We start from the raw sequence: 10,554 nt of genomic DNA, 5'->3' as shown, positions 1-10,554 counted from the left end.
AAGATTTGGTCCAGGCGCTTACCCGGCGATTGTACACCTTACCCCGCCAACGCTCCCGCATCCGGCACCACCAGCGCCACCAGATCGTTCAATTCCGTCAACGCGGTGCGATGCACGACCGCGGCCGGTACCACTTCTCCGTTGACTGGATCGGGCAGGTCGCGCGTCGCGCAGGCGGCTGCGACCACCGTGGTGGTGTAGCCGAGATCGAGCGCGGCACGCGCGGTCGCGCTGACGCACATATGGGTCATGAAGCCGGCGATCACCAGCTGCTTGCGGCCGGTCTTGCCGAGCGTGTCGGCGAGCGCCGTGCCGGCGAAGGCGTTAGGCAGATGCTTGACGATCACGGTCTCGCCTTGCGCCGGCGCGAGTTCGGCGATCAGTTCGGCATAAGGGCCCTGCGGATCGAAGATCGCCCCGCCCGGCTGACCATGGTGCTGGATGTGCACGACCGGTGCACCGGCCTTGCGCGCGGCCGCCAGCAGGCGCTGGCACTCGGCCACGGCCTCGGCCATGCCGGACAGCGGCAGGCTGCCGTCGACATACTCGCGCTGGTGGTCGATCAGCACCAGGCTGGCTTGCTGCCAGTCGGCCGGCTTGCGGGTCGCGCCGGCGAAATCCATCAGGGTCTTGGCTTGCGGCATGGGGTCTCTTCCTCGTCGAATGCACGACATCGTGCGATGCCGCCATGATAGGGTTCGGCTTGCCGATTCACCATGCCAAATTCCGACGAGGCACTGTGCAAAAACGAACAGCCGGGACCACCCATTGGGACGATCTGCTGACGCTCGCCGTACTGGCCCGCTCGGGCAGCTATGCCGCTTGCGCGCGCGAACTCGGGCTGACCCATGCCACCGTGATCCGCCGCCTGCGGCGGCTGGAGACGGCGCTCGGCGCGCCGGTGGCCGAGTCGATGCAGGGCCGGATCGAGCTGTCGCCGGCCGGGCGCATTGCGCTGGCCGCCGCCGAGCAGATGGAGCGGCATGCCGCGCGGATCGGCCGCGAGCTCGAAGCGCGCCGCGCCAGCCCCGGCAGCGTGTCCGGCACGGTCAGGCTGACCGCGACCGAGGGCGTGGCGACGCTGTTCATCGCCGAGCGGCTGCCGGCGCTGCGCGAGCGCCATCCGGGGCTGACGGTGGAACTGATCGTCGAGGCGCGCCGTGCCAGCCTTGCACGCCGCGAGGCGCATCTGGCGATCCGGCTCAATCGACCGGTCGAGGAACAGGTGGTAGCGCGCCGCGTCGGCGCGATCCACTACGGCGTCTATGGCAACGCGGCCATGCGCCGCCGCTACGCCGACGAGGGCCTCGCCGCGCTGCCGTTCTGCCAGCTCGCGCTGTCGCTTGCGCCCGGCGTGGCGCTGCCCGAGATCCGCTGGGTCGACAAGCAGATCGCGCGCGAGGCGATCGTGCTGTCGAGCAACAGCGTCGACACGCTGCTGATGGCGGCCGCGGCCGGCACCGGGGCCGCGCTGCTGCCGCACTTCGCCGCGCGGACGCAGCCGTCGCTGCATCTGCTGCAGGATTGCCCCGACGTGCGGCGCGAGGTCTGGCTGGCCTATCCGTCGGAGTACCGCCGCCAGCCGCGCTTTCGTGCCGTGGCCGACTGGCTGGCCGAGTGCTTCGCGGAGATGCCATAGGCCGGGCTGTCCCGCCGGGCCCTGGGCAATCACGGCACCTGCCGCTGCACCGGCGTGCCGATGCCGGCGTCCGTCACCGGCGCGATCACCAGATAGCGGCGCGCCTCCTGACGTTCGCCACCGCCGGCGACGAGCTGACGAATCGGCCCGACCGTATTGACGATTGCCGAGCCGGCCGGATTGGCCATGAAGCGCGCCAGCGGCTCGATGCGGCCGCCGCCGTCCGCGCGCTCCGCCAGGCCCAGCACATAAGCCTGTTTCGGCTGCAGCCCGGTCGCCGAGGCCTGCAGCACCTGCACCAGCCCCTGATCGAACAGCGCGACGCTGGTGGGCGCCTGTTGGGCAGGTTGGACCTGCTGTGCCTGCTGGGCCTGCTGGGCCTGCTCGGATCCACCCGCGGCGACTGGCACCAGCGACAGCTGCGTGGCTCGTGCGATGCTGCCGGCCGGCTGCAGGTTCTGCCGCCCATCGCCCTGCCTGACCGCGTCCGGCACATAGACCACCGCCTGCGGCGCCTGGCCCACGGGAATCGTCGCGACCACGCGCTGGCTCAGCGTATCGATCGCCGCCAGCGCGTCCTCGTTCTCCAGCCCGACATAAATGCGGCTGCCGTCGCCCGACGGCCACAGCCCGTGCGGCAGCTTGCCGACCGGAATGGTCGCGACCTGCGAAAAATCGTCGGTGCGGAACACCTTGACCTCGTTGGTCCCGCCCACCGTCACGTAGGCGAACTGGCCGTTGCGGTTGCGCACGAAATTGACGTGGTTGGTGATCGGCCCGGTATCGATGGTGCGGATGGGCGCAAAGGGCGGACGCGCATCGAACACCTGCACCTTGCCGATGTCCTTCAGCGTGAACCAGACCTGCTTGCCGTCGGGCGTCGCCGCGATGTTCGGGCAGAAGGCGCTGGTCTGCTCGATGGTCGCGATGACCTTGTGCTCGGCCACGGACACCACGCTGGTGCGCGGCTGGAACGACGAACAGACATAGCCGTACTTGCCGTCCGGCGAGAAGATCTGCATGCCGGGTCCGGCCGGCACGGCGATCCGGGTCTTCTCGCGATAGGTCGCCGCGTCGATCACGGCGACATAGTCCTCCCCGCGCACGGTGACCCAGACCTCCTTGCCATCCCGCGTGTAGAACGCCTCGTGCGGCGAGCGCCCCAGATAGGTCACGTGCCTGACCGCATTGGTCTGCGTGTCGATGAAGGAGACCGAGTTCGAGCCGATCGACACCACCGCCAGCGTGCGGCCGTCCGGCGAGAAGCCCAGCCCGTGCACCAGTAGCTGGCCCTTGTACAAGGGGCTGAAGTTGGCCGGCGTCGGCTCGCCCAGCCGGATCATGCCGAGCACCTCGTTGGAGGCGGGATCTGTGACGGACACCGTGTTGGAGAACTGCTCGGCGGCGTAGATGCGGTCGCGATGGCTGATCGGCCGGTCGGGATCGGCGGCGGCGCGCGGCGGCTGGCCCGCTTGCGTGACGGCCGGCAGGGCCAGCGCCAGGGCCGCGATGGCGGCGACGATGGCGGCGGTCGGGGTGGGCTTCATCGTGGCTCCTTGTGCGAATGGTGGATGGCGCGGTGGCCTGGTTCGCTGCCCGCGGTCGCGCTGCCGGCGACCGCGGCAGTATCGGCGGACGTATTGGCGGACGTATCGGCGGACGTATCCGCCACCGGCGGCGCCTGCCCGATCGCCAGATACATCGCGGCAATCTCCTGCTGCTGCGTGGCGATGATTTCCTGCGCGATCCGGCGCAGCTGCGGATTGCGCCCGTGCCGCAGCTGCGCCATCGCCATCTCGATCGCGCCGCGGTGGTGCGGCACCATCATGTGGACGAAGTCGCGGTCGACGTCGCCGCTGGGCGCGATCGCCATGTCGTTCATCATCCGCTCCATCGCGCGATCGTTCTCGGCGAGGAAGGCGGCGTGATCGCCGGCATCGGAGGACGGCTCAGCCGCCGATGCTGGCGCCGGAAACGCGGCCAGCGCCCCCAAGAGGGTCACGGACATGGCCAACGGCATGGCGGACGCCACCCGCGCGGCGCCGCGATCGCGGCCGCGCCATCGAAAACAGACTGGCATGCTGAACTCCTCGAGGTCCGTACCAGCAGGTGAACAGCGTTGCCGCCTCGCTTATTCCCGTTGGGCGGCAAAAAAATCCGGACAGTGGCCGGCGAAGGCGGGAATAAAATCGCCCCGACGGTGTTCACGCTGCAAGGGCACAACGCAGGGGAAACCCGGCGCGGCCCGCCGACCGACAAAGGAACAGCGATGGGGGTTCGTGAAGAACTGATCGACCACGTGCCGCGGCTGCGCCGCTATGCGCGCGCGCTGGTCCACAACCGCGAACTGGCCGACGACCTGGTGCAGGACACGCTCGAGCGCGCGCTGCGCCATGCGCGGCAATACCACGACGGCACCGATCTGCGGGCCTGGCTATTCACGATCATGCATAACGCCTTCGTCAACCAGATGCGCAGCGCCGGCATGCGCGCCCCGCACGTGCCGATGGACGACGACACGCTGTCGGACGGCCTGCCGGGCGCCGACTGGCACAGCACGGCGAATCCCGCCGGCTCGCTGGAGGTGCGCGACCTCGACTACGCGTTGCAGAGGCTGCCGGCCGAACAACGCGAGGTGGTGCTGCTGGTCGGCCTCGAATCGATGAGCTATGCCGAAGTGGCGCTGGCGCTCGGCATTCCGGTCGGCACCGTGATGTCGCGGCTGTCGCGCGGACGCGAGCGGCTGCGCAGCCTGATGGCCGGCGTCAAACCCGAAGCCCGACTGAGGGTGGTGCGATGAGCAACGAAACATTCGCGATCAGCGAGGAAGAGATTCACGCCTACGTCGACGGCATGCTGCCCGACGCGCGGCGCGCCGAGATCGAGCAGCGGCTCGAGCACGACCCACAGCTGGCCCAGCGGATCAGCCAATACTACGCGCTGAACCATATGCTGCACGCCCGCTACGACCGCGTGCTGAACGAACCGCTGCCGTCGCGGCTGCGCGACCCCGGCCGGCGTGGCGCATGGCTGCGCCGGCTGGACTGGCGGCTGCTGGGCGGCATGGCCGCGGCCCTGGTGGTCGGCATCGGCATCGGCGCCAATGCCGATGGGTGGCGCCGCGCGGTGCCCTCATCGGTGCCCTCCTTCGGCGGCGAACTCGCCCGGCGCGCGCCGGCGCGTCTCGATACCGGCGAATCGTTCGCGCGCCAATCGGCGATTGCCCATGTGATCTACGCCCCCGAAGTGCGCCGGCCGGTCGAAGTCGGCGCCGACCGCGAGCAGGAGCTGGTCAAATGGGTATCGAACCGGCTCGGCGCCGATGTGCGGCCGCCGATCCTGACACGCACCGGCTTCTCGCTGATGGGCGGACGCCTGCTGCCGAGCAACCACGGCCCGGTCGCGCAGTTCATGTACCACGACGCCAACGGCGAACGGATCACGCTGTGCATCTCGCATCGAGACCTCGCCGCCGACGTGACCGCGTTCCGGCTGTATCAGGACGGCCCGGTCAACGTGTTCTACTGGATCGACGGCAAGTTCGGCTACGCGGTGTCGGGCGGCATCGACCGCCAGCGGCTGCTCGAGCTGGCGCATGACGTGCATGCGCAGGTGGCCGCGCAATAGCGGCGGCGGCAATGGCGGCGCGGGCTCAGAACGTCTTCGTCAGCGTGGCCCAGGCCGTGCCGCGGCCCATGTAGCGTCCCTTGGCGTTGGTATAGACCGTCCGGTCCGCGTTGGTGTCGATATAGGCGACGGCCAGCGCGAGGCCATTGCCCAGGTCCTTGGTCAGGCCGAGCTTCCAGTCGGTGTACGAGGCGTCCGCCACGTTCTGCACCTTCTGATAGCCGACGTGCGCGTTCAGCGTCAGGCCCCAGAACTCGAGCGGCACGTTGGCCGACAGGTCGACGTACCAGCTGTTCTTGCTGTCGTGGAAGCCGAACAGGTTGGTCGGCGCGTACGAGTACTTCAGGAACACCGGGCCGTAGCCGATGCCCGCGTACAGCTCGGTGGTGTACGGCCGCGTGAAGTTGGCCGGATAGTCGCCGGGGTAGTAGTACTGCAGCACGCCGACGTCGTAGTTCCACTTGCCGTCGCCGAAGGTGTTCTTGAAGCCGGCGTAGAAGTCCATCTCGATCGGCGCCGACACCTCGTCGTTGCTGTCGTTCAGCCAGCTGATGCTCGAGTTCCAGTTGCCCGCGTAGAAGCCGCTCGCATGGCTGTAGTCGAAGCCGCCCTGGATCGCCGGCCGCCGGTTGGTCTGCATGATCCCGCGGTAGCGGTATTCGGAGGCCAGCGACAGATTGGCCGTCAGCGTGTGTTCGGCGGATGGCGCGGCGGTAGTCTGCGCGGCGGCGGGCATCGGCAGAATCAGCGCGAAGGCGGGAGCGGCCAGCAGCGCCGCGGCGGCATGGTGCGATAGGGTCATGGCAATCGTGACGGAGTCCGGGAAGAAGTCGAAGGGAACGGTCCCGCTGGGGACCCTCGCCACGATAGCGGTGCCCGCGTAAAAACGGTGTCAAAAGCCGTGTGCCCCGCAAGCGAACGGCATAAAGACACGCCGTCGCAGGCCGCGGGCGCTCACCCCGCGAAGCGATAGCCGATGCCGGTCTCGGTCAGCAGATGAACGGGCTGTGCGGGATCGCGCTCGAGCTTGTGGCGCAGATGGCCCATGTAGACACGCAGATACTGGCTGCTCTCCGACTGCGACGGCCCCCATACCTCGCGCAGCAGATCCCGATGCGTCATCACCTTGCCGCGGTGGGCGATCAGCACCGACAGCAGCCGATACTCGATCGGCGTCAGATGCACCGGCTGCCCCGCGCGCGTGATCATGCGATTGGCCAGGTCCACCTGCACGTCGCCGAAGGCGATCCGGTGGCTGCCCTGCGGATTGGCCTTCGCATGCCGGCGCAGCAGCACGCGTACGCGCGCCACCATCTCGCCCACGCCGAACGGCTTGGTCAGGTAGTCGTCGGCCCCGCCGTCGAGCGCGCCGATCTTGTCGGCTTCGTCGCTGCGCGCCGACAGCACGAGGATCGGCACCTGGGTCCAGGTCCGCATCTCGCGGATCAGCTGGACGCCATCGCCGTCGGGCAGGCCCAGATCGAGAATCACCAGATCGGGTTGCCGCGTGCCGGCGTCGATCAGCCCCCGCTTCAACGTCTCGGCCTCATGGACGGTACAGCCCTCGGCCTCGAGCGTCGCGCGCACGAAGCGGCGGATATGCGGTTCGTCTTCGACCAGCAGCACCGTGGGGGAGAATTCGAATGGCATGACGGGTAATGGAGTTCGTTGCGGTCGCTCGGCTGCACCGGCTCAAGCGTGCGGGGCCTCGGGTTCGGCCTCCACCGGCGGGGGATTGCCGCGGGGCAATGCGACGACGAAGCGCGCCCCGGGTCCGTGCGCTGTCTGCCGCTGCGCGGACCGCGCCGGCTCGGCCCAGATGCGTCCGCCATGGGCCTGCACGATGGCTTCGCAGACGGCGAGCCCGAGGCCGACGCCGGTTGTCGCCGACTCGCGCTGCCCGCGCGTGAATTTCTCGAAGATCTGGCGTTCGCTGCCGGCCGGCACGCCAGGTCCGTCGTCCTCGACGACGATGCGGATCGCATCGTCGCCGGCCTCGGCGGACAGCCGGATCGCGGTTCTCGCCGGCGTGTGCTTGGCCGCATTCTCCAGCAGGTTGCACAGCACGCGCTCGATCAGCACGGCATCGCACTGGACCAGCGGCACGCGCGAGAGGTCGGCCACCGCGACGCGGTGCCGCGACAGCGCCTCGCGCATCGCCGCCAGGCTCGAGCCGACCAGCTCCTCGACCGACTGCCACTCGCGCTTGATCCGCACCTCGCGGCCCTGCAGCCGCGCCATGTCGAGCAGGTTGACCACCATCGTGCGCATCCGTTGCGCCTGCTCCAGCATCGCGGCGACGGTGTCGGCCACCGGCGGCGGCAGCGGCGGGTCGCTGCGCCGCAGCGTCTGCGCCATGCCGATCAACCCGGTCAGCGGCGTGCGCAGATCGTGCGATACCGCGGCCAGCAGCGAGCTGCGCAGCCGCTCCGACTCCATCGACAGCAGCGCCTGCTGCGCGACCTCGACATAGTGCAGCCGCTCGATGGCGATCGCGATCAGCGTGCAGAAGGCGTCCACCTGGCGCCGCAGCGACGGCTGCGCGAACGCGCGCCACGCGGCCGGCTCCACCGCCAGCACGCCGCGCGTGCGCATCGGCGCCTTCAGCGGCAGGTAGAGCACGGTGCTGCCGGGCAGCGTATGCGTGCCCGTGCCCGCGGCTTGGCCATGGTCGAACACCCATTGCGCCAGCACGTGGTCGATCGAATCGGTGCGCGCGGCCGTGTCCCGCTGTTCCCGGTCGGTCACCGGCGGCAGCAGCTTGCCGTCGGGGGACGTCAGGAAGAACGCCGAGTTGGCGTCGAACGCGGCGCGCAGGAAGCGGCTGCCGATCGGCACGATCTGGTCCAGCGTCAGCGCCGACGACAGTTCGCGCGCCAGCTCGTACAGCGTGCGCGCATCGGTCTCGCGCTGCACCGCGACCTGCGCCTGCTCACGCAGGCCGGCGGTCAGCTGGCCGATCACCAGGCCGACCGACAGCAGCACGACGAAGGTCAGCAGGTACTGCACGTCGGTGACCGCGAACGACAACCGCGGCGGCACGAAGAAGAAATCGAAGGCGGCCACCGACAGCACCGATGCCAACGCCGCCGGGCCACGCCCGTGCCGCAGCGCGACGCCCATCACGGCGGCCAGGAACAGCATCGCGATATTGACGACGTCGAACCATGGCGTGGCCAGCGCCGACAGCGCCGAGGCACCGGCGCACCAGACCACGGCCCACAGGTAGTCGCGGCGCCGGGCCCCTCCGACCGGTGCGTCGGGGTGCTGGCCGGCATCGTGGCGCGGGCGCAGGTCGGTACGGGTGGTATCGGCGGCGACGCGCACGATGTCGATCTCGGGACAGCCGGTCGCCAGCGCGTCGGCGAAGCTGCGCCGCCCGAACCATGCCGCCGGCGCGCCGACCAGCGGCGACAGTGCCAGCGCCAGCAGCGCACGCGCGCGTTCGGTCAGCGAGGCACCGCCGCGACGCCAATCTCCGGGCGCGCGTCCGATCACCACCTTGGTCAGGTTGTGCCGCCGCACGTAGCCGGCCACCGCCTGCACCATGTCCGCACCGGCCAGCGTCTCGGTGCGCGCGCCCAGCTGCTCGGCCATCCGCATCGCGTCCTCGAGCCGGACCCTGGCCCGCTCCGAAGGCGGCGCCAGCCGCGGCGTGGCGACGGTCACCACATGCCAGTCGCAATCGAGCTGGTCCGCCAGCCGCCGCGCGCTCTTGACTACCTGCGCGGCATCGTCGCCGCTGCCGATGCAGGCAAGCACCGCCTCGCGCGTGCGCCATACCGGCTGCACCGGCTCGGACTGGCGCCACGCGCGCACGTCGTGATCGACGCGTTCGGCGGTGCGGCGCAGTGCCAACTCGCGCAGCGCGATCAGATTGCCCTTGCGAAAAAAATGGCGCGCGGCATGGCGCGCCTGCTCGGGCAGATAGACCTTGCCCTCCTTCAGCCGCCGCAGCAGCTCGTCGGCCGGCAGGTCGACCAGCACGACCTCGTCGGCGCCATCGAACACGGCATCGGGCACGGTTTCCCAGACGCGGATTCCGGTGATGCCGCCCACCGCCTGGTTCAGGCTGTCCAGATGCTGGACGTTGACCGTGGTCCAGACGTCGATGCCGGCGGCACGCAACTCCTGGATGTCCTGCCAGCGCTTCGGGTGGCGGCTGCCGGGCGCATTCGAATGCGCCAGCTCGTCGACCAGGATCAACGCGGGACGGCGCGCCAGCGCGCCGTCGAGGTCGAACTCACGCAATACGCGCCCGCGGTAGGGCACCTCGCGCATCGGCAGCCGTTCCAGCCCGGCCAGCAGCGCCTCGGTCTCGGCACGGCCATGGGTTTCGACCACGCCGATCGCCACATCGGTGCCCTGGGCCAGCGCCGCCCGGGCGGCGGCCAGCATCGCGAAGGTCTTGCCGACGCCGGCGGAGGCACCGAAATAGACGCGCAGCTTGCCGCGCGCGGCACGCTCGCCCTGCTGCCGGACCATCTGCAGCAGGGCGTCGGGATCGGCGCGCGCGCCGCTATCGCGCAATTCGGCTTCGGTCATCGGCAATGGAACCGGACTGGGCTAAGGCAGAACAAGAAGAAGGCCATTCTGCCACGGCACCCGCGGCACTACTTCGGACCGGGCTCGCCCAGCGAGTCCAGCGCCAGGTTCAGCCGCAGGACGTTGACGCCGGCATCGCCGAGCACCGCCAACGCGGGCCGGTCGGTGTTGGCGGCGATCAGCTCGCGTACCTGTTGCAATGTCAGGCCGCGCGCACGCGCGACCCGTGCCGCCTGATACTCGGCCGCGGCCAGGCTGATATGCGGGTCCAGGCCGCTGCCCGAGGCGGTGACCAGGTCCACCGGCACCGGCGCCGTGTTGCCCGGGTCGGCCGCGCGCAGCGCCTCGATGCGCGCGCGCGCCGCGTCCGTCAGCGCCGGATTGCTGGGGCCGAGATTCGAGCCGCCCGAGGCCGCCGCGTTGTAGGGCATCGGCGCCGTGGCCGACAGCCGGCCCCAGAAATGGCGCGGCTCGGAAAACGGCTGCCCGATCAGCGACGAGCCGATCGTCTTGCCGTCCTTGACGATCAGCGAGCCGGCCGCCTCGTGCGGAAACACGCCTTTGGCCAGGCCCGTGACGATGGCGGGATACAGCAGCCCCGTCAGCACCGACAGCGCGACGAAGACGGTCAGCAGCGGGCGCAGCAGGCCCCCCTGTTCGGCGGCAAGGGGCACCGCCTGCGGCGATGCGTGGGTATTCATCATGGTGTCCTTCGATTCGATGATTCGCATGATTCGATGATT

The 10,554-nt window shown here is 69.8% G+C and carries 10 protein-coding genes; 3 read left to right on the top strand and 7 right to left on the bottom strand.

The genetic code is table 11. The annotated features are described in order from the left end of the window. Positions 1–38: 38 nt before the first annotated feature. Positions 39–644 (bottom strand): cysteine hydrolase family protein, encoded by a 606-nt coding sequence (locus tag FOB47_RS12055; protein WP_006579951.1) that lies wholly within the window; start codon positions 642–644, stop codon positions 39–41. 95 nt (positions 645–739) lie between these two features. On the opposite strand from FOB47_RS12055, the gene FOB47_RS12050 reads away from it, so the two are divergent. Further along, positions 740–1,639 (top strand): LysR family transcriptional regulator, encoded by a 900-nt coding sequence (locus tag FOB47_RS12050; RefSeq protein ID WP_244959406.1) that lies wholly within the window; start codon positions 740–742, stop codon positions 1,637–1,639. 29 nt (positions 1,640–1,668) lie between these two features. Here FOB47_RS12050 and FOB47_RS12045 read toward each other — a convergent pair whose 3' ends face one another. Then, positions 1,669–3,186 carry a YncE family protein gene (locus FOB47_RS12045; RefSeq protein WP_174781180.1) on the bottom strand — a complete coding sequence of 506 codons (1,518 nt, stop codon included), beginning with the start codon at positions 3,184–3,186 and terminating at the stop codon, positions 1,669–1,671. Beyond that, positions 3,183–3,647 carry a DUF305 domain-containing protein gene (locus tag FOB47_RS12040; protein WP_244959405.1) on the bottom strand — a complete coding sequence of 155 codons (465 nt, stop codon included), beginning with the start codon at positions 3,645–3,647 and terminating at the stop codon, positions 3,183–3,185. Before FOB47_RS12040 ends, FOB47_RS12045 begins: the two co-directional genes overlap by 4 nt. Before the next feature lie 261 nt (positions 3,648–3,908). On the opposite strand from FOB47_RS12040, the gene FOB47_RS12035 reads away from it, so the two are divergent. Together FOB47_RS12035 and FOB47_RS12030 are read left to right on the top strand one after the other, a co-directional pair. Continuing rightward, positions 3,909–4,439: an RNA polymerase sigma factor gene (locus FOB47_RS12035; RefSeq protein WP_053821052.1), complete on the top strand. Its 531-nt coding sequence runs from the start codon at positions 3,909–3,911 to the stop codon at positions 4,437–4,439. Further along, positions 4,436–5,266, top strand: a complete 831-nt coding sequence (locus FOB47_RS12030) for an anti-sigma factor family protein (RefSeq protein WP_174781179.1) — start codon at positions 4,436–4,438, stop codon at positions 5,264–5,266. Before FOB47_RS12035 ends, FOB47_RS12030 begins: the two co-directional genes overlap by 4 nt. Positions 5,267–5,291: 25 nt before the next feature. Here FOB47_RS12030 and FOB47_RS12025 read toward each other — a convergent pair whose 3' ends face one another. The 4 genes from FOB47_RS12025 to kdpC form a co-directional block, all read right to left on the bottom strand. After that, positions 5,292–6,068: a TorF family putative porin gene (locus tag FOB47_RS12025; RefSeq protein WP_174781178.1), complete on the bottom strand. Its 777-nt coding sequence runs from the start codon at positions 6,066–6,068 to the stop codon at positions 5,292–5,294. Between the two features lie 152 nt (positions 6,069–6,220). Continuing rightward, on the bottom strand, positions 6,221–6,916 hold the full coding sequence (gene kdpE, locus FOB47_RS12020; RefSeq protein ID WP_174781177.1) for a two-component system response regulator KdpE: 696 nt from the start codon (positions 6,914–6,916) through the stop codon (positions 6,221–6,223). Between the two features lie 42 nt (positions 6,917–6,958). Beyond that, entirely contained in the window at positions 6,959–9,811 is a 2,853-nt protein-coding gene (locus FOB47_RS12015; protein WP_174781176.1) for a sensor histidine kinase, read from the bottom strand. 68 nt (positions 9,812–9,879) lie between these two features. Then, positions 9,880–10,512: a potassium-transporting ATPase subunit KdpC gene (kdpC, locus tag FOB47_RS12010; RefSeq protein WP_174782404.1), complete on the bottom strand. Its 633-nt coding sequence runs from the start codon at positions 10,510–10,512 to the stop codon at positions 9,880–9,882. Positions 10,513–10,554: the final 42 nt, after the last annotated feature.

The sequence above is a fragment of the Cupriavidus gilardii genome, from assembly GCF_013347325.1.
Taxonomy (GTDB): domain Bacteria; phylum Pseudomonadota; class Gammaproteobacteria; order Burkholderiales; family Burkholderiaceae; genus Cupriavidus; species Cupriavidus gilardii.
This window is presented reverse-complemented; position numbering and strand designations above follow the sequence as displayed.

Excerpts from the sequence above, each read along its gene's own strand:
- FOB47_RS12055 (WP_006579951.1), bottom strand. The coding sequence starts at position 644 with ATGCCGCAAGCCAAGACCCTGATGGATTTCGCCGGCGCGACCCGCAAG.
- FOB47_RS12045 (WP_174781180.1), bottom strand. The coding sequence starts at position 3,186 with ATGAAGCCCACCCCGACCGCCGCCATCGTCGCCGCCATCGCGGCCCTG.
- FOB47_RS12040 (WP_244959405.1), bottom strand. The coding sequence starts at position 3,647 with ATGTCCGTGACCCTCTTGGGGGCGCTGGCCGCGTTTCCGGCGCCAGCA.
- FOB47_RS12035 (WP_053821052.1), top strand. The coding sequence starts at position 3,909 with ATGGGGGTTCGTGAAGAACTGATCGACCACGTGCCGCGGCTGCGCCGC.
- FOB47_RS12030 (WP_174781179.1), top strand. The coding sequence starts at position 4,436 with ATGAGCAACGAAACATTCGCGATCAGCGAGGAAGAGATTCACGCCTAC.
- FOB47_RS12025 (WP_174781178.1), bottom strand. The coding sequence starts at position 6,068 with ATGACCCTATCGCACCATGCCGCCGCGGCGCTGCTGGCCGCTCCCGCC.
- kdpE (WP_174781177.1), bottom strand. The coding sequence starts at position 6,916 with ATGCCATTCGAATTCTCCCCCACGGTGCTGCTGGTCGAAGACGAACCG.
- FOB47_RS12015 (WP_174781176.1), bottom strand. The coding sequence starts at position 9,811 with ATGACCGAAGCCGAATTGCGCGATAGCGGCGCGCGCGCCGATCCCGAC.
- kdpC (WP_174782404.1), bottom strand. The coding sequence starts at position 10,512 with ATGAATACCCACGCATCGCCGCAGGCGGTGCCCCTTGCCGCCGAACAG.